This window comes from Salinimicrobium sp. TIG7-5_MAKvit, assembly GCF_049569215.1.
Taxonomy (GTDB): Bacteria; Bacteroidota; Bacteroidia; order Flavobacteriales; family Flavobacteriaceae; genus Salinimicrobium; species Salinimicrobium profundisediminis.
Genome location: NZ_CP145903.1, coordinates 2137336 through 2156730, shown reverse-complemented (window position 1 = coordinate 2156730; position 19395 = coordinate 2137336). Strand labels below are relative to the sequence as shown.

22 protein-coding genes are annotated in these 19395 nt (G+C 39.8%); 12 read left to right on the top strand and 10 right to left on the bottom strand.

What is annotated here, in order from left to right:
- Positions 1–59 precede the first annotated feature (59 nt).
- Both V5739_RS09715 and V5739_RS09710 read left to right on the top strand, forming a co-directional pair.
- Positions 60–311, top strand: a complete 252-nt coding sequence (locus tag V5739_RS09715) for a hypothetical protein (RefSeq protein ID WP_423818000.1) — start codon at positions 60–62, stop codon at positions 309–311.
- Positions 312–359: 48 nt separating this feature from the next.
- A complete protein-coding gene (locus tag V5739_RS09710) occupies positions 360–587 on the top strand; it encodes a type II toxin-antitoxin system RelE/ParE family toxin (RefSeq protein ID WP_423817999.1) in 228 nt (75 codons plus the stop codon).
- Positions 588–884: 297 nt separating this feature from the next.
- On the opposite strand, the gene V5739_RS09705 is transcribed toward V5739_RS09710, so the two are convergent.
- From V5739_RS09705 to V5739_RS09680, 6 genes are all read right to left on the bottom strand, one after another.
- Positions 885–1865 (bottom strand): HNH endonuclease, encoded by a 981-nt coding sequence (locus tag V5739_RS09705; RefSeq protein WP_423817998.1) that lies wholly within the window; start codon positions 1863–1865, stop codon positions 885–887.
- Between the two features lie 6 nt (positions 1866–1871).
- Complete coding sequence (locus V5739_RS09700) at positions 1872–5018, bottom strand: DUF3427 domain-containing protein (RefSeq protein ID WP_423817997.1); 3147 nt, start codon at positions 5016–5018, stop codon at positions 1872–1874.
- Complete coding sequence (locus V5739_RS09695) at positions 5015–5335, bottom strand: (deoxy)nucleoside triphosphate pyrophosphohydrolase (protein WP_423817996.1); 321 nt, start codon at positions 5333–5335, stop codon at positions 5015–5017. Before V5739_RS09695 ends, V5739_RS09700 begins: the two co-directional genes overlap by 4 nt.
- Positions 5336–5633: 298 nt before the next feature.
- On the bottom strand, positions 5634–5786 hold the full coding sequence (locus V5739_RS09690; protein ID WP_423817995.1) for a hypothetical protein: 153 nt from the start codon (positions 5784–5786) through the stop codon (positions 5634–5636).
- Positions 5787–7154, bottom strand: a complete 1368-nt coding sequence (locus V5739_RS09685; protein ID WP_423817994.1) for a M56 family metallopeptidase — start codon at positions 7152–7154, stop codon at positions 5787–5789. It lies immediately after the preceding gene.
- A gap of 6 nt (positions 7155–7160) precedes the next feature.
- On the bottom strand, positions 7161–7517 hold the full coding sequence (locus tag V5739_RS09680; protein WP_266067937.1) for a BlaI/MecI/CopY family transcriptional regulator: 357 nt from the start codon (positions 7515–7517) through the stop codon (positions 7161–7163).
- 107 nt (positions 7518–7624) lie between these two features.
- Here V5739_RS09680 and V5739_RS09675 point away from each other — a divergent pair, with 107 nt between their 5' ends.
- The 4 genes from V5739_RS09675 (at position 7625) to V5739_RS09660 (ending at position 9201) form a co-directional block, all read left to right on the top strand.
- Positions 7625–8122, top strand: coding sequence for a DUF456 domain-containing protein (locus V5739_RS09675; protein ID WP_423817993.1), 498 nt, complete (start codon positions 7625–7627; stop codon positions 8120–8122).
- A gap of 406 nt (positions 8123–8528) precedes the next feature.
- Positions 8529–8765, top strand: coding sequence for a hypothetical protein (locus V5739_RS09670; RefSeq protein WP_423817992.1), 237 nt, complete (start codon positions 8529–8531; stop codon positions 8763–8765).
- A gap of 97 nt (positions 8766–8862) precedes the next feature.
- Positions 8863–9015: a hypothetical protein gene (locus V5739_RS09665; RefSeq protein ID WP_423817991.1), complete on the top strand. Its 153-nt coding sequence runs from the start codon at positions 8863–8865 to the stop codon at positions 9013–9015.
- Positions 9016–9036: 21 nt separating this feature from the next.
- Positions 9037–9201 carry a hypothetical protein gene (locus tag V5739_RS09660; RefSeq protein WP_423817990.1) on the top strand — a complete coding sequence of 55 codons (165 nt, stop codon included), beginning with the start codon at positions 9037–9039 and terminating at the stop codon, positions 9199–9201.
- Between the two features lie 75 nt (positions 9202–9276).
- On the opposite strand, the gene V5739_RS09655 is transcribed toward V5739_RS09660, so the two are convergent.
- Positions 9277–10044 (bottom strand): XRE family transcriptional regulator, encoded by a 768-nt coding sequence (locus V5739_RS09655; RefSeq protein WP_423817989.1) that lies wholly within the window; start codon positions 10042–10044, stop codon positions 9277–9279.
- Positions 10045–10186: 142 nt separating this feature from the next.
- Here V5739_RS09655 and V5739_RS09650 point away from each other — a divergent pair, with 142 nt between their 5' ends.
- The 5 genes from V5739_RS09650 to V5739_RS09630 all read left to right on the top strand — a co-directional run bounded on the left by V5739_RS09650 (position 10187) and on the right by V5739_RS09630 (position 15954).
- Entirely contained in the window at positions 10187–11452 is a 1266-nt protein-coding gene (locus V5739_RS09650; protein WP_423817988.1) for a cation:proton antiporter, read from the top strand.
- Positions 11453–11533: 81 nt separating this feature from the next.
- Positions 11534–12418 (top strand): YihY/virulence factor BrkB family protein, encoded by an 885-nt coding sequence (locus V5739_RS09645; protein ID WP_423817987.1) that lies wholly within the window; start codon positions 11534–11536, stop codon positions 12416–12418.
- Between the two features lie 135 nt (positions 12419–12553).
- Positions 12554–14923 carry a heavy metal translocating P-type ATPase gene (locus V5739_RS09640; protein ID WP_423817986.1) on the top strand — a complete coding sequence of 790 codons (2370 nt, stop codon included), beginning with the start codon at positions 12554–12556 and terminating at the stop codon, positions 14921–14923.
- Between the two features lie 518 nt (positions 14924–15441).
- Entirely contained in the window at positions 15442–15696 is a 255-nt protein-coding gene (locus tag V5739_RS09635; protein WP_423817985.1) for a type II toxin-antitoxin system Phd/YefM family antitoxin, read from the top strand.
- Positions 15697–15954, top strand: a complete 258-nt coding sequence (locus V5739_RS09630) for a Txe/YoeB family addiction module toxin (RefSeq protein ID WP_423817984.1) — start codon at positions 15697–15699, stop codon at positions 15952–15954.
- A 195-nt stretch (positions 15955–16149) separates the two neighbouring features.
- Here the strand turns inward: V5739_RS09630 and V5739_RS09625 are convergent, their stop codons facing one another.
- From V5739_RS09625 to nirK, 3 genes are read right to left on the bottom strand one after another with little or no spacing between them, the layout of a single operon-like run.
- Positions 16150–16767: an SCO family protein gene (locus V5739_RS09625; protein WP_423817983.1), complete on the bottom strand. Its 618-nt coding sequence runs from the start codon at positions 16765–16767 to the stop codon at positions 16150–16152.
- A gap of 2 nt (positions 16768–16769) precedes the next feature.
- The gene (locus V5739_RS09620) at positions 16770–17549 is read right to left on the bottom strand and encodes a formylglycine-generating enzyme family protein (protein WP_423817982.1); all 780 of its coding nucleotides are present in this window, start codon (positions 17547–17549) and stop codon (positions 16770–16772) included.
- A gap of 28 nt (positions 17550–17577) precedes the next feature.
- Entirely contained in the window at positions 17578–19029 is a 1452-nt protein-coding gene (nirK, locus tag V5739_RS09615; protein ID WP_423817981.1) for a copper-containing nitrite reductase, read from the bottom strand.
- 176 nt (positions 19030–19205) lie between these two features.
- Between nirK and ccoS the strand changes: the two genes are divergently transcribed.
- Entirely contained in the window at positions 19206–19394 is a 189-nt protein-coding gene (ccoS, locus tag V5739_RS09610; RefSeq protein ID WP_265162428.1) for a cbb3-type cytochrome oxidase assembly protein CcoS, read from the top strand.
- The last annotated feature ends 1 nt before the right edge of the window (position 19395 follow it).

Below are 19395 nucleotides of genomic sequence, written 5' to 3'. Positions count from 1 at the left end.
GAAATAAAATAGGAATTGAAGGATTATTTGAATTCATTATCTTTATTAAAAATGATGAGATGGAACCTATAGAATTAAGGCGCAGGTTAGTGGATTACATCAATAAAGCTGACGAAACGGTACTAAAAGAAGTTCAGGCCCTGGTGGAGAATTATGAAAATGATTCCATAGTGGCTTATACTGTAAAGGGAAGGCCTTTAAATAGAGAAGAGTTTCAAAAGGAAATTTCTGAGGCTGAGGCTGAATATAAAAAGGGCAATTTTAGTACACAGGATCAACTAGAGGAAGAAGTCAGGAATTGGAGAAAATAATTTGGACAAATTCCGCTAAAACTTCCCTTCGCCATATTTGGCAGTTCTATGCTGAAAATAAATGCGGATTTAGCAGATAAAATAATCCGTGAAATTCTGGAGGGGGCCGAAAAACTTGTCTTTTTAGAGCAGTACCAGGTAGAGGAAACATTACAGGGCAATTACAGGAGGATAATAATTAGATATTTTAAAATAATTTATCGCCCACTGGAGAATGGAATATTAGTTTTACAGGTGTTTGATACCAGACAAAATCCCAGAAAACATAAAATTTAATTCATTTCTCAAAGAAGCTCTGGCTTGTAGACAGACGCCTTTGGCTTCCCTGTGGTGGATGTAGGGGATAACGCCTTCGACCGGGTTTTCACATTGGGTTCATAGATGGTACCGATCAGCTTTAGCTTCTCTGCGACCGATTCAAATTCGGGGATGAAAAGCTCATTATCAAAGAAACAGGACGTCCTTTTGTAAGGAACATCTGCATGGCATTTGACCTGCTGCTTCAAAGAAATAAACCGGAGACGAGGTTGTTTTCGATGACGGTTTAGATTAATTAGGAATAAGGCCCAATTTTTAGAGAAGAAAAACCTCCTTATTGTGCCAACTTAAAGACTCTTGTGAGGGAAAATATTTTTCTTTTTTGGGCAGAATAATTTGTTGTCCTTCAAATTGTGAGAGATTGAATTTTGATTCATCTTCCTGAATAGAAGGCGAAACTCTTACTAAAAAACTGGAATTGATTGTTATTAGACCTCTGTCAAAAGCTCTATGGAGCGTAGGTGATAATGCAATTCCGTTAGTCACAGTATCATCTCCGGAAAGGCTAAATGGATAAATATGACAGGCATCTATCATCTGGAGATTATGAGAAGATTGTATTTTCATTCCGGTAATACAACAGGTATGATTGTAGATCCTTGGAATGGTTTTCTTAAATAGACCACCACGAACAAATAGTTCCTCTTCAAATTCATCTTCTTCTAAAGTTTCTCTTAGACTCTGGATATAATTTTGATAAATCTCTTTGGGTTCATTCAGGATTTGATTTTCAATACTTTCTTCTTCGTAGTTTTTTTCAAGTCTTGAATAAAGATATTTGGTTGCAGGAAAATAGTTTTCTAAAATGAGCTGCTCAAACCACAATTGATTCGGTGTCTCCTGAAGAAGAAAGAATAATTCACGATCAATTTCAGCGTAAGCAATGGATTCTTTTAAGCTTTTAAAACTCTTTATGCTTTTTGAACTTGTTGTGGCTAATTCTTTGCCTGGTTTACTTACTAAATACCAAAAAGGCTCAGAGCGTAGATGAAAAAATGGAAGAAAAAAATTGCGTTTATGATCAGTATGCACAAGTTGATTCCAATTTTGCTTAAAAGCAAGCAGTAGTTCGGCAGTGATAAAAATCCGGTTTGTGGTTATAATACCTCTGGAAATTAGCTGAAGTATTGAAAGTAATAAAATAGGTTTGTGAGGAGCCTTGCCCATACCTTTTACATGGGCGCATCTCAACTTTTTAAATTGGTTCGAATATTTTATTACTACTTCTTCGAACATACCTTTTTACCCAACAGCTAATTTTTGACTTTCTTTTAAAATGTATGAAGGCATAGGTTCAAGAAGTCTCCATTCTACACTCATTGGTTTTGCTCCTTGAGATTTAATAAATTCTGTTTTTCCTAAAAAAGTGTATGACATTGTGAATCCATATTCATCAACATTTTGTTCTCTCACAAAAAGTAGAATTTTCTTTCCAATCTTCTTATGCTGGATGTAAGATTCTCCTTTTGGAGAGTTAGGAGAGATGCTATTCTGAGATTGCCAGTGAAAAAGTGTTTTATTCACAGCATAATCTTCATACATAGTTGTGGGTGAATATTCTTTTTCGGTTTTCTTCAGGGTAACAAATAGAGCTTCTACATTGACATTTTTATTAAATGCTGCTCCTTCGCGATTTGAGGATTTTTTACTGAAGGTGCTCATTCCTATTGCAGCAAGTATTTCTTCCCGATTATACCTGCTATGGAGCTTTAACGGGAAGGTGAAATCTAAATCAATTTCTTTCTCTACAAACTCAATTTTTTCAATTAGATGCTCAGTGAATTCTTGCATTTCTTGCAACATAACTGGGTTTTTTCTAATTGAGGCGATACTCTCTTTTGCATTTGAAAAATTGAGTTTTGTCCCAGCTTCCTGCCATACATCATAGTGGAACATTAGAAGCATTATCTGCTCTTCTTCAGTCAGCAAATTTAAATTGGCCTTAGGAGAAATAATTTTTTGAATAAATTTCAAATAACTTAATGAATTGCAATACATAAGCTTCTTTTGCATACAACTTGTTAGCTCCTTCTCTTGGGGTTCATCAAAATCTGGGATAACCTTTGCATCTGCACATAATCTCTTCCAGCTTCCCTTTCTGTAAATTTGGCGAAGTTCAAAATGATGGAATTCTAAAAAGTTATTTAAAGTAAGCGGGAGAGTGGAGTGGTGCTTAAACTGCTGTATTTTAAGTAAAATTTGAGGTCTTCTAAATTCTGTAGCTTCTCGAATGTTTTTTAAAATTACTTCCTTAGCCTTTTTCTCCAGTACAATAGAACAACCTAATGGCAAATGCGGGAATTCATCTTCTATTTCCTTTATTATAGAGATGTGAGTTTTCCCAACAAGGGCTCTAAATTTGTGTTCAAAATCATATTCTGGCCGAGCATTACCTACAAAATCTAAAACAGTCAAGCAGTCTTTATTTTCTGCAAGTCTAAGTCCACGACCTAGTTGCTGAAGAAAGACAGTTAAACTTTCTGTAGGTCTAAGGAATAGTACTGTATCTATATTAGGAATGTCTACACCTTCATTAAAAATGTCTACTACGAATAGGTAGTTTATTTCTTTTTTAAACACTTTATTTCGAACAACTTCGCGAGATGAGCTATTGCTACTCACTAGATAATCAGCTTTTAATCCAGCTATAGTAAATTTTTCTGCCATGTATCTGGCATGTTCTTGACTCACACAGAATCCTAATGCCTGTACATCATGAATATCGGTTAAATACTCCTCACAATTATGAATGATATCAGAAACCCTTCTGTCATTTTCGGTGTAAAGTTTAGTAAGTTCATTTACTTCGTATTTACCATTCCTCCAATTGACATTAGAGAGATCAATAGTGTCTGAAAGAGCAAAATATTGAAAAGGACTTAATAGCTTTCGGTTTAAAGCTTCTGGGAGGCGTATCTCTGCAGCAATTTTGTTGTGAAAATCTTCAGCGATGTCGCTTCCATCCATTCTTTCGGGTGTGGCTGTTAAACCTAAAAGTATGTTGGGAGCAAACTTTTTGAGAATGGGACGATAACTGTTTGCAACAATATGATGTACTTCATCAATTATTATATAATCAAAGAAATCGGAAGCTAGGCCTAATTTGTGTAGCCGATTATTTAAAGTCTGAACGGATGCAAAAATTTGATTATAACTCACAGGTTCATTCCCGTCTACCCATAATTCACCAAAATTCGCATTGCGAAGTACATGCTGAAAAGTTATTTGAGCCTGTTGTAAAATTTCTTTTCGATGTGCAACAAATAGAAATTTAGCACTCGGATTTTCTAAATAAAATTTCTTGAAGTCAAAGGCAGAAATAACAGTCTTTCCTGTTCCAGTGGCTGCAACCAATAAGTTTTTATTTCTATTATGAACTTCTCTTTCAGACTGAAGCTTAGATAAAATCTCCTCTTGATAAGGATATGGTTTTAAATCAAAGAAGGTGGTGATTTGATTTGTGCCATATGAACTTTGTCTTTTAAGAGCACTGCTCAGTTTTTCTCTATCTCTACCCTTCTCGTAGAATTCAAATTCTGGATCCTCCCAATATGTTTCAAAGGTTTTCTGAAACTTATCGATGATATGTTCGATTTCCTGAGTAGTAACTTTTAAATTCCATTCCAAACCATTTGTGAGTGCAGAACGTGAAAGATTTGATGAGCCAATATAACCCGTATGAAATCCAGAATTCCTTAAGAATAAATATGCTTTAGCGTGTAAACGTTCGTGTTCAGAATTATAAGAAACCTTAATTTCAGTGTTAGGTAAGGAAGAAAGATATTCAACCGCCTTCAAATCTGTGGCTCCCATATAGGACGTGGTAATAATCTTTAATTTCCTTCCGCTATTTGTAAACTCTTCTAGCTCTTTTTTAAAGATTCGAATTCCAGAGTATTTAATAAATGAAACCAACCAAGAAATTTCGTCAGATGAAAGTATTTCCTTTCTCAGTTCACTCTCCAGAGAGATCCCTACGTTGTTACCTGTGAATAATTCACTTTGGCTTAATCTAGTATAGGGAGTGATTTCTTTTAATCTGGCTTCCAAATTTGAATAAGGAAAATCAAGTTTTGAAAATACAGCTTGCAGAATTTTTCCCTCAGTTTCTATCAAGTTTTCTGATAAATCCAGATTTTTTAGTTCTGCCGCAAGTAGCTGTATTATTTTATTAGAAAGTTCGATTTGAAGTAAAGGACGGTCTTTCTCTTTTATTTCATTAAGAGCATATTTAATGGTTTCGGCGAGATAAATACTTAAATACTGTGATGCCTCTTCCTTGTCCAGAGTAGTTTCACTTATGTGAAATTTTTGAGTATCAACTAAACTTAATTTGTTAGCTACGAGTTTATTTATTAGTTGTTCGTAGAGACCTGTCTCGAAATTCATCTATAATTTTGAATGTAATTTTGAACAATAGGAATGTCTGCTTCTGCCCAATCAAATTGTGTTAATTCACTTGAACTCACCCATTCAATCTTTAAGTGTTCTTTTAAATTAATTTCAAATGTTTGTAGGGAACAGCGAAATGGAATTAGTTTAATAGACTTTGCGTCTGAATAATTATGAATATTATAAGGCAGACGTTCTTTGATTTCTATTTCTACCCCTAATTCTTCTTCAATTTCTCTTTTTAGGCAATCTTCTAAATTTTCATCCTTTTCAACTTTCCCGCCTGGGAATTCCCACTTTAGCGGCAGAGCCATATTTTGGTTTCTTTGTGCACAAGAACTTTTTGATCTAGTTCTATAATTGCACATGTTACTATGATCACCTTTAAAAAATTGATTATTTAGATAAATGTAAGGAAATACTTTAGAAGATGTTATTGTATAAAGGGAATTCTGATCTACCAATCCCCTCTCAAAAATGCCATTTTCAAAACCTTTTATTCTCCCTTCTGCCTTAACTTCCCTTCTTAATGCTGACCGGTTTTAAAAATTAATTTACATTATCAAAAATGGAAATTGTTGGTCAGTCTTCAGTTTTGAGGCTTCAAGCGGACTAAATAATCCTTCTTGAACCTGCCTCGATCTGAGTAGTGGATCTTTGGAGCTTACTAAAAAGACCATCGGCCATAGCTAAAGCCGAAGTTTGGGCTTCGGCTTTAGTGGAAAGGATTATAATAATGATGAATAAAATCTTAAACTTTATCAACTAGTTTTCAGAAGATTTTTTGTCTTCAGAAGTAGCTTCGGGAACCATAAAGCTAATTGGCAGGGAATACAGCACTCCTACTTCTTCGCCTCTTTGCTTATCCGGGGTCATTTTTGGGAGAAGATTCACTACCCGCCTTGCTTCTTCCTCAAGTGCAGGGTGTGGTGCCCTTGCTCCCAATACTTCCACAACTCCATTTTTGGCGATCTTAAACTGTACATAGATCCTGTTTAGGCCTGTTAATCCTAATTCTTTACCCAGAGAGGTGTTGAAATTAGTGTTTACAAACTGGTTTATTTTTTGGGTGATACATTCGGCCTTTTCCTCTCTGGTTTCAAAACTTTCACAGCCCGGAAAAACAGGTAACTCTTCAACAACGGCAAATGGGATATCAAGCGTTTCCTGCCCTACTTTGGGTACAGATGTTGAAGGTTCAGGGGCTGGAGGCGGAGGGGGCGGCACTTGTTGAGTTGAAACTTGTTCATTTCCTGTTTTGGAAGAGCTACAGGCCACATAGGTCAACATGGCCGCCATGAGCGGTAGAATGATCAAAAATTTGAACTTTGAAACTGAATTTGATTTGGTTTTTTGCAACATAACTATTCGTTTTTTGATGATTGAATGATTAAAAAATTGATTTATAAATGAAATGTCTTCAGTATTAAAAGCCGAATTGAGCAGCTGCTGGAAATAGTCTTGCTTTTTGACATTTTTGACTACCCCGGCATCGGCTAAAAATTCATGCAGCGCCGAAATCCTGGACTGATAGATGTAAATAAGCGGATTGAACCAGAAAATGATCCTCAACAGCTCAAAGAACAACAGGTCCAGCGTATGTCTCTGCCTCACATGTACCATTTCGTGCGACAGAATTTGCTCCCTCTCTTTTTCTGAAAGCCCGGCACCAAGAAATATGGTTTTGTAAAAGGTGCAGGCAATATGGGAATCCGGCACCTCCACAACCTTCATTTCTGAAGTGTTCACCACCGGTTTAAAACGAAAGAGCTGCTTAATGATCCTAAGCTTATTGAAGAAAAACCCCATACTAAAGAGGAGCCCTCCAAAATAGATAAGCTGCAACCAATGATCAAAAAGCACATTTTTGGCAGCTATAGTACTTCCTGCATCACCTAAACCGGTTTTGGGCGCTTCTCCTAAAAACACTTCGGGGAGCATGACAAAATTTTCAGCAGGAATGGCATTTTGCAGCGCAGAGATCTTCAGCAGAGGTAGTATAAGCGCCAGTATTGGGGTGACAAGCAGATAAATTCGATTATAGCTGAAAAAAGTTTCTCTTTTTAACAACAGCTCGTACACCACAAGGAAGATGAACTGAAAAACGATGGTTTGTAGAATGTAATGCAGCATAGTTGTCTATTTTTTGTTGATCTCCTTCAGGATAGCTTCCAGGTCGGCAGTATCCATCTTGTTCTTTTTCATGAAAAAAGACACCATACTTTTAAATGACCCGTTAAAATATCCGTCTACGAGTTTGTTCATGCTTTGATCTGTATAGGTTTCTTTCTCCAGGGTAGGGAAATAGATATAGCCTTTACCCTGCTTGCGGTGGTTCACGAACTCTTTGCTTTCCAGAATACGCACAATGGTAGAAACCGTATTATATGCAGGTTTGGGTTCGGGCATTTCTTCAATTATTGTAGCCACGTTGGCTTCTTTTAGATCCCAGAGGATCTGCATAATCTCCTCTTCGGCTTTGGTCAATTGCTTCATAACATCTTTATGTTTGAGCTAACATAAACTAAATATTTAGTTTAAACTAATGTTTTAGTTCTTAATTTTCCAGCTTCTTTCTCTATCTTAGCCCTAAAATGTCATTTATGGACCTTATTCTGGTAGCACTGGCGGCCATTCTCATGCTCGTAGGAATCCTTGGAAGTTTTTTACCCATGTTACCCGGAATACCTGTAAGTTGGGCAGGCCTGCTGTTACTGCACCTCACTTCGGCCATTCCCATGAATTACACCTATCTTGGTGTTACCTTACTCATCACCATAATCATTTTTGCGCTCCAATATATTATCCCGGCCCTGGGCACCAAATATCTTGGTGGTAGTAAAAAAGGTATGTTTGGTGCAACTATAGGCCTCTTCGCCGGAATCTTTATCCCTATCCCCTTTGCAATTTTAATAGCTCCCTTTGTTGGGGCTTTTTTGGGAGAGATCATCAATAAGGCCGACTCCCGTACTGCACTTAAAGCGGCCACGGGCTCCTTTATTGGGTTACTGGCTTCTACCTTTATGGAATTTATAGTAACTGCCATTTTTCTCCTGCTCTTTATTTACAAGCTATGGGAGTTTAGAGCACTGCTTTTTTAAATATCCTTTAGTCCCCAAACTTCAAACCCACTTTCATCTCATTAGAGAGATGTAGAAAAATGCCATTTTTGGATATCCAATAGATGCTCTGATTTTGGCTTCCTGCTGCGAGTATAGATTTTAACTTCATACTTCAGTAGCAAAGGGTTTTCAATAATGATAACGGCACCTGTTTAAAGAGCTGTAACATCAAAATTCATATCAGCTTGTGATAATTAAAACCATAACCGATTCAAAATGAACAACAAAAGAAGTTTAAGCAGGTCTTCTCCACACCTGTTTAAAACCTTTATTTTTTAAGATATTTTTGTACATTATCTAATTTTTTTATTAAATAATTGCTAATTGATTAAGTGCAGGAGCGGCAGTTTACTACTTTGGTGGTCTCAAATGAAAATTAGAAACTATGAGAATCACAAATTTATTTGCCGTTCTGGCGCTTGGAAGTTCGTTACTTGTCTCCTGTCGCGAGACTGTTACCGAAAGAGAAGTGATACGTGAAAAAGAAGTTGAGGTTGAACAAACTGAACCTCTGGAAGATGAAGATAGTGAAGGGATCATAGAACGCACCGGTAAGAAAATAGACCAGGAAGTCAACAAGGAAATTGACGAGGAAATTGACAAAATAGGAGACGACAACTAAATTCCCTCAAAAACTGAATGGTCAAAAATGTCAAAAAACAGGCATGTTTCCCACTTCAGGAAAACCCAAAAATAAATTAACCACAAAACCAGAAAATATGAAACGTATTGCGCTATTATTTGTACTGCTGTTCACGATGAGTTCAGGATTTATTTCCTGTCGTGATACCGAGAGAGATGCCGATGATGTTGAAGAAATAGGTGAAGAAATTGAAGAAGCCGGTGATGAACTGGAAGATGAACTTGATTAATTCTTAACTAAACCAATCATTATGAAAAAGTACGCTTTTTTACTGTTCTTTTCTTTTGCTTTGTCTACTTCCCTGGTTTCGTGCAGGGAGACTAAAGATGCTGCCGAAGCAACCGGCGAAGCTGTTGAAGAAGGAGTAAATGAAACCAGAGAGAACACGGGGCTGGGAGGCCAGGATGATCTCTAATACAAGTACTAACCAACTTTAACCGGGGATTAAAAATCCCGAAAAACGGCCTGATTTATTTCAGGCCGTTTTTTTTTAATGTTTTAATGTTTTGAATTCACTTTTAAGATCTTCCATCGACTGTTGTAGCTGCTTCAGCAAACTACTTTCGGAGGGTGCGTCGAGGTTAAAAGTGAGTTTGGAATTCACCTGCCATAACTCCTGAATATTATTGACCTTTACTTCAATAGGTAAATATTCTTCATTTAAAGAAATGAGCAACAGTTTTGAAGGATCGGGTAATTTCTGAAGTTTTTTTACCAAAACCGAATCGTAAAGAACTACCACATAGATCCTGTTATTGCTGGCTTCTTCTATTGTGGGAACAGCTTTTCCCAGAACCCACTCCCCCGGCCTGAAGTTGGGCAGCATACTGTCTCCCTCAACCTGAAAGCCCCTGTGTGTGGCATTACGGTACTCGGGCAGGGGAATATCAAATGCCGGTAATTGTTGATACCATTCAACATCCTGCACATTATGTGGATAACCCGCGGCGGCCTTTATGTTAACCAGCACAATGTTTTCTTCCTCTGCACTGTTAAGGCTCACCACTTTTGGACTAATATCGCCTTTGGTTACCTGCAGGTACTTTTGGTTGCTTTCTCCAAACAACCACATAGGATTAATAGCGAACTGACGCAGCAACTCGGCCACCACTTTTCCCGATAGTTTGGTACGCCCCCTCTCAATGTCGGCCGTAGAATTCTTGATGCCCAGTAAATTGGCAAATTCGGTTTGCGTAAAGTTATTTTCATCCCTTACCTCTTTAAACCGCTTAATTTCTTGTGATACATCTGTTCCCATACAAACAAATTTAGCTATTTTAGGAAAATATCCAACTTATTTTTAGGACATTTTCCTAAATTATTCAGTTTTTTTCTCCAGTAACTAAAGAAGTAACATTCCTTTAGGAAGAAAAAGGGAGAATAAATCCTATTTTTCAACAATGGAAAAACATTACCTGATCCTTGCAGGCCTCGGTTTCGCTACCATCATTATGGCGTGGCTGCCGTCGTTTTCTGAAAAAATGAAGATAAGCTCCCCTATTTTGCTGTTGTTTATCGGCTTTGGCCTGTATGCGGTGGGGTTGCCCCTGGGCTGGCCAGATCCTCTATGGGATGATCAAAGCCTCATGTATTTTTCTGAAGCTTTAGTGATCATCTCACTCATGGGTGCCGGTTTAAAGATTGGTGCCAACTACAGCCTGAAGGCTTGGCGAAAGCCCCTGCTGCTGGTGCTAATCACCATGCCCATCTGCATGATTTCAGCATTCCTGCTGGGGCAGTATTTCCTACTGCTCAGCTTACCCTCCAGCTTGTTACTTGCTGCCGTCCTCGCTCCTACAGATCCTGTTCTTGCCGCAGAGGTACAACTTGATGACCCTCTGGAAGAAGAAGAACATGCCAATGATATTCGATTTACACTTACTGCCGAAGCAGGCCTCAACGATGGGGTTGCCTACCCCTTCTCCTATCTCGCCGTACTCGTGGCGCAGGCCGGAAGCTGGGCTGCCTTCAGTTTTACAGATTGGCTGTGGGACAAATTACTTCTGAAAGTAGTTATCGGAATTATTTGCGGGCTGTTCATTGGATGGCTCATTGGGCATTTGATGGACCGGATCCATAAATACGCCGGGGTAAAAACCTTTGTAGGCTTCCTTGCCCTCTCCCTCACTTTTATGACCTACGGGGTGACCGAACTGCTTCACGGCTACGGCTTCCTGGCGGTTTTCTTCGCCGGCTTCAGCCTTAGGTATTACGAGAAGGTAGATCAGGATTACAAAAAGAAACTTCACGATTTTGTTCAGGAAATGGAGCACCTTCTTATGGTGATCTATATCCTTTTGTTTGGAGGCTCTATTATGAACGGGATGCTCACGCTAACCGATTGGAAAGGGGTGGTTTTTGCATTCTTATTTGTGCTCGTCATCAGGCCCGTGGCAGGTCTCATAGGCTTATGGGGCGTAAAAAAGGATTTTAAAAGCAAACTTGCCGTAAGTTTCTTCGGAATACGCGGAATTGGCTCCATCTTTTACCTCTCCTGGGCCTTTGTAACTTTCGACTATTTTAGCCATAAGAATGAATTATACGCCATTACCGCCTACATCATTCTCATCTCTATTGTAATTCACGGCTTCACCGCACCTTCAGTCATTGGTCATTTCAAAAAGAGGGGAAGATTTAATGAAACCCACTCAAAACCTAAGGATTAACAAATGTTTATGGCAAAGCTTAAAAATTCTGAAGCCTGAATTTCTTATTTTAAAAAGGAAAATTCAGAAAAAACAAGAAAAATGAGCAAAGGCTACCATTCTACCCGAAAAGTGGAAAAACCAACTGAAATCTCCTCGTCTGGCTGGAAATCTATCGGGTTTGCAGTTAAAGATCAAATAGGAGAAGACAATGTTTCCATCGTTTCGGCAGGAGTCGCCTTTTATGCTTTTTTAGCAGTGTTCCCGGCTATAGGGGCACTGGTTTCCATTTATGGCCTCGCGATGGACCCGCAGAGCCTTCAGGGGCAACTGCAAAAAATTTCACAGGTCATGCCACAACAGGCTTTTGAAATTATTCAAACCCAATTAAAAGACCTGGTCTCCACACCTCAAAGTGCCCTTAGCTGGAGCCTGGCCATTGGGATCCTTCTAAGTTTATGGAGTTCCAATAAAGGCATGAAATCGCTCTTCACAGGCATTGATATCGCTTATGGCACCAACAATGAAAGGGGCTTCATCAAACAAAACGCCCTCACCTTACTTTTTACTTTTGGTGCTATTCTCCTGGTGATCATAAGCCTGGGAGTCATTGTAATTTGGCCCGTGATCATAGACGAAATCCCATTGCCGTCTAAAATAACCGCCTTGATAACCTGGCTGCGCTGGCTTATTCTCGCTGCCATGGTGGTATATTTTATAGGATTGATCTATCGCTATGCACCTGCAAAACCTACTTCTGCTTTTAAATGGGTGCTGCCGGGAGCCCTTATTGCCACCTTGCTTTGGTTAATCGCCTCCTGGGGATTTTCATTCTACGTGAAAAACTTCGGAAGTTACGGAGAGGTATACGGTTCAATTTCAGCAGTAGTAGTGATGCTGCTATGGCTCTTTCTTACCAGCATCATTATTCTTATTGGCGCTGAAATCAATTCAGAAATAGAAAAATATTCCCGCACTAAACCCTAATTTCACAACGGCCGGCTTCAAAAAATACCCTTCAAAAATGCCATTTTTGAGAAGCATTTAAAAACATGACCGGTATCATATTTTCCAACCCGCTCATTTTCAACCTTTGCACCCGGTACGAAACGAGCAATTTTTATGGAAGAACTTTCTTGCTATCACTGCGGTGATACGATTAAGTCATGCATCAGCTTTGATGATAAGTCTTTTTGCTGCAATGGCTGCAAAACTGTTTATGAGATCTTCTCAGAGAACGGCCTTACTTCCTATTATGAAATGGAGACGGCTCCCGGTGCCGCGCCTGCCAAACTCGAGGGGAAATACGACTTTTTGAGCAATGAGAAGATCGTGGATAAACTCCTGGAGTTCAATGACGGCAACGTGCAGGTTATCTCGCTGTACATCCCACATATTCACTGCAGTTCCTGCATCTGGATCCTTGAAAACCTGAGCAAACTGAAGCCCGGGATTACTGCCTCACAGGTTGATTTTCCTAAAAAGAGCCTGCGCATTACCTATAATTCTGAAAAACTCACTTTAAAAGACCTCGTCCTGTTTCTTAGCAGTATTGGCTATGAACCTTATATAAGCCTTGATGACAGTGAAACCGGAAAGAAAAAGATAAACCGCAGTATAATCTACAAACTCGGGGTTGCCGGTTTTGCTTTTGGGAACGTCATGTTCCTCTCTTTTCCCGAATATTTTGAAGTTAATGAATACTGGCTGGACCAGTATAAAGGCCTTTTTAGATGGCTCATGTTTGCCTTTTCCCTGCCGGTGGTTTTTTATGCCGCACAAGACTATTTTGTGTCGGCTTATAAAGGCCTGCGGGCCAACATCCTTAATATTGATGTGCCTCTTGCCCTGGGCGTGCTCGTCCTGTTTGTGCGCAGTACCCTTGAAATCATTTTTGACTGGGGCTCCGGATTCTTCGACAGCCTCACCGGACTCGTTTTTTTCCTGACCCTCGGAAAGTTCTTTCAGCAAAAAACCTACAATTTCCTCTCTTTTGAGAGAGATTACAAATCGTATTTTCCTATTGGCATCACCCGCATAAATCCTGATGGGAAAGAAGAAAGCATTCACGTTCACGACATTGAGAAGGGCGACCGCATCCTGATAAGAAATGAAGAACTCATTCCCGTAGACGGGATTCTTATCAACGGCAAAGCACGTATAGATTACAGCTTCGTTACGGGAGAATCGGAGGCCGTAGAAAAGGAATCGGGAGATAAGTTATTTGCCGGGGGGCGACAGGTTTCGGGAATGATAGAGATAGAAGCCCTTAAATCGGTTTCTCAAAGTTACCTTACAAAGTTGTGGAGCAACGACGTTTTCCAGGTAAAAAAGGAAGATTCGTTTACCTCTTTTATCAACCACATCAGCAAATATTTTACCTCGGTACTGCTGTTAATCGCCTTTTCGGCCACTGCATTCTGGCTTTTTATAGACGTGGCAACAGCCATTAACGTCTTTACGGCCGTGCTCATTATTGCCTGCCCCTGCGCCCTGGCTATGTCTACACCCTTCACCCTGGGCAACCTGCTCCGCATTTTTGGAAATAAGAAATTTTACCTCAAAAACGCAGGAGTCATTGAGCAACTTGCCAAAGCCGATACCCTGATCTTTGACAAAACCGGTACCATTACTTCAAACAAGAAAAGCAACATTAGCTATGAAGGCGTCACTTTAACTTCGGAAGAAGAATTTCTTCTGAAGAATACCCTGCGCGCTTCAAACCACCCGTTAAGCCGAAGCCTTTACGATATGCTGGCCGAATATGATATCGTTGCGCCTGAAGAATTCCGTGAAATTACCGGAAAAGGAATTGAGTCTGTTTACCACAAACAGGCCATGAAAGTGGGATCGGCAGATTTTGTTGGAAGCACAATAGCCGGCACCTCCCTCAACACCTCGGTACATATTAGTGCAAATAATGAATATAAGGGCCGGTATGTCTTTTTCAACGAATATCGTGAAGGAGTGCAGGAGCTTTTTACTGAACTGGCGCCACAGTACCACCTCTCCATTCTCTCTGGCGACAATGAAGGAGAAAAAACCAGGCTCACAGAACTTTTACCTGCCAGTACCCAGATGCTCTTTAACCAGAAACCGGAAGACAAGCTCAATTATATTGCCTCCCTTCAAAAAGAGGGAAAAAAGACCATTATGGTAGGCGACGGACTCAATGATGCCGGGGCACTGGCTAAAAGTGAGGTAGGAATTGCCATTTCTGAAAACGTAAATGTCTTCTCTCCCGCCTGCGATGCCATTTTAGACGCCAGCCGCTTTGAAAGTCTGCCCAAGTTCATCACGGCATCTAAAAAGGCCATGAGCGTCATCAAAGTGAGCATGATTTTATCTTTTCTCTACAATGTGGTAGGGTTGTATTTTGCAGTAACAGGGCAGTTATCTCCCATTATTGCTGCTATTTTGATGCCGTTTAGCTCAATAAGCATTATTGCTTTCACCACAATATGCACCAACATTATTGGCCGTAAAATTTAGTCGCTAAAGGCCTTACTGTGGCAAAATATTCTGAACCTGTGTTTTTTCTGAAAAAAAGTTGGGATTTAGAGCCAAAAACTTATACTTTAGAAAGGTGATTATTTGTTTTCCTGCCTCATGGCAGGAAAGCGACGAGAAAGCAAACCCCAAACCCCTACTTGCTTCTTGTTGCTTAAAGCACCCTCCCAAACGCCCTTTTTGACACAGCAGAGAAAAACCCTTCCCGGTAAGCTTTATATTTTTTTACTGAAAAAACGGTTTCCTCTAAATCAAGATCTCCTGTAATAAGATAAGATCGAAAAATACTAGGAGCCAAAAATGCCATTTTTGCCTGCCTTAAATGCTGCATACCTTAAATGATAATTGCCGGCTTCCTGAAGGTAAAGCAGAAAAAGCACCCGAAAACATTTTTCAGTATTAGAGCTTTTCAGAAATAATGATAAGGAGGGTTGGTAGCAATCCAAAAATTGCCGGCTCATTATTTGTACATATATTTGTACTTTATTAATTACAAAATTATGCAAATAACAACTGTTTCTGACTTTAGAAAAAATATTAAAACCTACCTGGACCAGGTGGTAAAGAATTTTGAAACTTTAATCATAAATCGTGGAAAAGATTCTGGAATAGTTGTAATGTCCCTACAAGAATACAACTCTCTAATGGCTACAAATCACGAGCTGTCTTCCCGAAAGAATGAAAAACGGTTAGATTCGGCAATTGAAAAGCTAAAAAGCGGAGCGACCTTCAGCAAAGATTTAACTGAGGATTAAATGAAGTATATATTCGTTGATGAATCCTGGGAAGATTATTTGTACTGGCAAAAAACGGACAGTAAAAAGTTAAAGAAAATAAATGAACTTCTAAAAGACATTTCCCGAAATCCTTTTGACGGAATTGGAAAACCCGAACCTCTGAAGCATAAATACACCGGATTTTGGTCTAGACGAATTGATAGCGAACATAGACTAATCTACCAATATAATGAAGGGGAAATATTAATTGCGAAATGTAGGTTTCATTATGACTGAATAAAGTGCTGCTGCCACCCCTGAACAAAACTAAATTGGGAATGGGAGATGCGGATAAAAAAAAGGACTGCCTGAGAGAAGAACGCACCGCCAGTCTGGATTTTACTTCAGAATTTCTGGAGAACCCGAAATAAATTTCAGGTTTACGGTACAGTACTTTTCTCAGGCAGCCCTGACTATCTGATCTGATCTTACTTAATTTGAAACTTCAGTTTTAATAGCTTCTACGGTTTCGGTATTGTCTACCCCAAGGCCTTCCTGTTGGTGAACCAGCACTCCTTCTTCGTCAAAAACACTGATGATGTTGGAGTGTGAAAAATCTATGGGCGAGATCTTTTTATAGCTTACGGCCAGTACGGTTGCAAACTCACGGGTATCTTCGGGCGTACCGCGAAGAAAAAGCCAGTGGTCGTCTTCCATTTCATTTTCTTTGGCAAAGGCATTAAGCCGATCGGGCGTATCGGTTTCAGGATCAATACTCACCATGATGAATTTTGTTTTATCCAGATACTCTTCGGGTACCTGCTTTTCGATGTTGCGCATATCGGCAATCAATCGCGGGCAGGCAGCTTTGCAGGAAGTATAGATCATTACCATGACCAGCACATTGCCGCGAAGATCTTCAAGCTGAATGTCCTCATAGTTCTGGGTAGTCCACGTAGCAGGAAGATTATAGATAGACAATTCGGGCAGTTCCCCTTTTACCTCTGTGTTGTTCACTGCGACTTCTTCAACCTTTGCTTCCTTCTTCTGGCCATCGTTACAAGCTGCTAAAAGAACAACAGAAAGCATTATAAAAGCTATTTTTTTCATAATCATAAATTTGTTTTTTCAATATCCTGGACGCATCTAAAGCCGAGGTTCTTTACAGCATATCTTGCTTTTACGCTTCCGCGGAAGGCATAGCGCATAAAGGCTGCATAGTTCATAAGATCTGTGGCACCAACTGCGGCCGCCCCGCAAAATAGGTTGTTATCACCTGTGCTGTCTTGCCGGGATTCCCCTCCAATCATCACCGAATTAAAGTCGGAAGTCCATTCCCAAACCAGGCCGTGAAGATCATACACCCCCCAATAATTCTTAAAGGTATTGCCAACCGTATTTTTAAAAGTGGTGGGCGTTTCATACCAGCTTAAGATGTATTGGTTATAAGATTTCTCGGAACGGGCATCGGGGCTGGTCTCGTTTGCCATGGCCACATATTCCCACTCATCTACTGTAGGCAACCTTTTGCCCTGGCACTCGCAATAGTTCTTTGCGGCAAACCAGGAGACATTTGTCACCGGCGAATTGGGCAGGTCTTCACTGCCAAAAGCCAAATCATTTTTCCAGCTGCGCAGGTAGTTCTCATCGGCAAACAGTTGTTTTACCTCTGACTTCCTCCATCTCGGATTTTGCTCTACAAACTCTAAGAATTCGGCGTTGGTCACGGGATAGACATCCATCAGGAAATCGCCAACAGGAACTTCGGTTTTTGTTCCGTAGAGAGGAATAAACTCCCCGCCGCGGATTTCGACCATTGAACCAGACTGGCTATAGGCCTGGCCCTGGATCATTATCGCGATGCATATTGCCAATCTGGTTAAGGTTTTCATTTCTTTAAATTTTATAGTTAGCTGCTAATTACTTCGCTTTCTTCACCATCTCGGCAGTCACTTCAGTTTTGTTGTTGCCCCAGTTATTATAAACATAAGTGAGAACATTTGCAACATCCTCATCTGAAATGTTTTGCTTTGGCATTGCACTGTTGTACAAATTTCCATTCACTTCAATTTCACCGGTAAGACCAAACTTCACTACTTCAATGGCGCGATGAACATCGGCATTTAGATAATCTGAACCTGCAAGGGGAGGGAAAGCATTTGGAATCCCATTACCGGTAGCCTGGTGGCAGGCAAGGCAGTTTTGGGTGTAGATTTGTTTTCCCCTTTCCATTTTTTCGGCTAAAGAAGTATTGGCTACAGGTGCATCTTCAGTTTCTTCTTCGGTAACTTCGGCAGCAGAAACTCCGGGGTTGTAAACTTTCTCTTCGATTTTACCACCATAGACTTTTTTATTCTCTTCTCCTTCAACTTTAAGAATACCCAGGGCTCCTTTGTTGAAAGCACGAAATATAGAGTGGTCAACCAATACAAGGTTTCCGGGTACCTCAACTTTGAATTCTACAATAGCGGCACCACCGGCAGGGATAAGAGTAGTTTGAATATTCTCGTTGATCAAAGATCCACCTTCAACATAAACTTTGTCGAAGATCTCTCCAATCACGTGGAAGGAAGATACCAGGTTAGGGCCACCGTTACCTACAAAGAGACGTACGGTTTCACCAACTTTTGCAGTTAAGGCGTTGTCTCCTGTAAGGCCACCAACTTTACCATTGAATACTACATAATCTGCATCTTCATCAACTGCTTTCTGCATGCTGAAAGCCTGCAGGCCTCTTTCGCCATTCTCACCTTCGGTGTAGAAATCCCCCTGCATAACGTAGTATTCTTTATCAACCGGCTCAAGACCCCCTTCTGGTTCAACAAGAATAAGACCATACATACCATTTGCGATGTGCATCCCAACAGGAGCAGTAGCACAGTGGTATACATATAAACCAGGATTCATGGTTTTAAAAGTAAATACAGCTTCGTGGCCTGGAGCTACAAAAGAAGACTCGGCTCCACCACCAGGCCCTGTTACTGCGTGCAGGTCAATATTGTGTGGCAATTTACTATCTGGGTGGTTTTTTAAGTGGAATTCAACTTCATCTCCAACGCGGGTACGAATAAAGCTTCCGGGAACTGTACCGTCAAAAGTCCAGTACACATAACTTACTCCGTCACTCATCTCCATTTCTTTTTCTACTACTTCCATATTAACTATGAGTTTGGTAGCAGCTCTTTTTCCAACAGGTCTTGGCACCATTGGAGGAGCAGTCATTTCGGCTTCGCTCTCTCCATATACTTTCATTAGTTCAGGGTTTTCTTTAGCAGCAACTGCTTTATCGCAGGAAGTGAATACACCTACTACAAGGGCTGCAAGAAAGAAAACGTATACAAGTTTCTTTTTTGAATGTTTGAAATTTTTCATGATCAGATGTGTTTAATATTAATTTCAGATACAAATGTCCGATTTAAGTTCTCTCTTTTATATGAGCCTAATCATATATGTCTGAATTTTTTACAAATATATTTCTGATGAAACCTGACCGAAATCATATTTACAAATTAACAATGCTTGTAGTTTTGCCTGATATATAAATAGGTATGAGCGTCATCTATTTACTCCTTACAATAAGCATTATTGTAGCGGTATTGTTTTTCGTTGTTTTTATAGTGGCTGTGCGTAACGGCCAGTTCGACGATGACTATACCCCATCGGTGCGTATTCTTTTTGAGGATGAGCTTGTAAAAGAGAAATCAACAAAATCGAGTAAAATTAATCAAGACAATTAAA

Excerpts from the sequence above, each read along its gene's own strand:
- V5739_RS09645 (WP_423817987.1), top strand. The coding sequence starts at position 11,534 with ATGAGCAAAGGCTACCATTCTACCCGAAAAGTGGAAAAACCAACTGAA.
- V5739_RS09670 (WP_423817992.1), top strand. The coding sequence starts at position 8,529 with ATGAGAATCACAAATTTATTTGCCGTTCTGGCGCTTGGAAGTTCGTTA.
- V5739_RS09655 (WP_423817989.1), bottom strand. The coding sequence starts at position 10,044 with ATGGGAACAGATGTATCACAAGAAATTAAGCGGTTTAAAGAGGTAAGG.
- V5739_RS09650 (WP_423817988.1), top strand. The coding sequence starts at position 10,187 with ATGGAAAAACATTACCTGATCCTTGCAGGCCTCGGTTTCGCTACCATC.
- V5739_RS09640 (WP_423817986.1), top strand. The coding sequence starts at position 12,554 with ATGGAAGAACTTTCTTGCTATCACTGCGGTGATACGATTAAGTCATGC.
- V5739_RS09665 (WP_423817991.1), top strand. The coding sequence starts at position 8,863 with ATGAAACGTATTGCGCTATTATTTGTACTGCTGTTCACGATGAGTTCA.
- V5739_RS09625 (WP_423817983.1), bottom strand. The coding sequence starts at position 16,767 with ATGAAAAAAATAGCTTTTATAATGCTTTCTGTTGTTCTTTTAGCAGCT.
- V5739_RS09705 (WP_423817998.1), bottom strand. The coding sequence starts at position 1,865 with ATGTTCGAAGAAGTAGTAATAAAATATTCGAACCAATTTAAAAAGTTG.
- V5739_RS09660 (WP_423817990.1), top strand. The coding sequence starts at position 9,037 with ATGAAAAAGTACGCTTTTTTACTGTTCTTTTCTTTTGCTTTGTCTACT.
- V5739_RS09680 (WP_266067937.1), bottom strand. The coding sequence starts at position 7,517 with ATGAAGCAATTGACCAAAGCCGAAGAGGAGATTATGCAGATCCTCTGG.
- V5739_RS09700 (WP_423817997.1), bottom strand. The coding sequence starts at position 5,018 with ATGAATTTCGAGACAGGTCTCTACGAACAACTAATAAATAAACTCGTA.
- V5739_RS09710 (WP_423817999.1), top strand. The coding sequence starts at position 360 with ATGCTGAAAATAAATGCGGATTTAGCAGATAAAATAATCCGTGAAATT.
- V5739_RS09620 (WP_423817982.1), bottom strand. The coding sequence starts at position 17,549 with ATGAAAACCTTAACCAGATTGGCAATATGCATCGCGATAATGATCCAG.
- ccoS (WP_265162428.1), top strand. The coding sequence starts at position 19,206 with ATGAGCGTCATCTATTTACTCCTTACAATAAGCATTATTGTAGCGGTA.
- V5739_RS09715 (WP_423818000.1), top strand. The coding sequence starts at position 60 with ATGGAACCTATAGAATTAAGGCGCAGGTTAGTGGATTACATCAATAAA.
- nirK (WP_423817981.1), bottom strand. The coding sequence starts at position 19,029 with ATGAAAAATTTCAAACATTCAAAAAAGAAACTTGTATACGTTTTCTTT.
- V5739_RS09630 (WP_423817984.1), top strand. The coding sequence starts at position 15,697 with ATGAAGTATATATTCGTTGATGAATCCTGGGAAGATTATTTGTACTGG.
- V5739_RS09685 (WP_423817994.1), bottom strand. The coding sequence starts at position 7,154 with ATGCTGCATTACATTCTACAAACCATCGTTTTTCAGTTCATCTTCCTT.
- V5739_RS09675 (WP_423817993.1), top strand. The coding sequence starts at position 7,625 with ATGGACCTTATTCTGGTAGCACTGGCGGCCATTCTCATGCTCGTAGGA.
- V5739_RS09635 (WP_423817985.1), top strand. The coding sequence starts at position 15,442 with ATGCAAATAACAACTGTTTCTGACTTTAGAAAAAATATTAAAACCTAC.
- V5739_RS09695 (WP_423817996.1), bottom strand. The coding sequence starts at position 5,335 with ATGGCTCTGCCGCTAAAGTGGGAATTCCCAGGCGGGAAAGTTGAAAAG.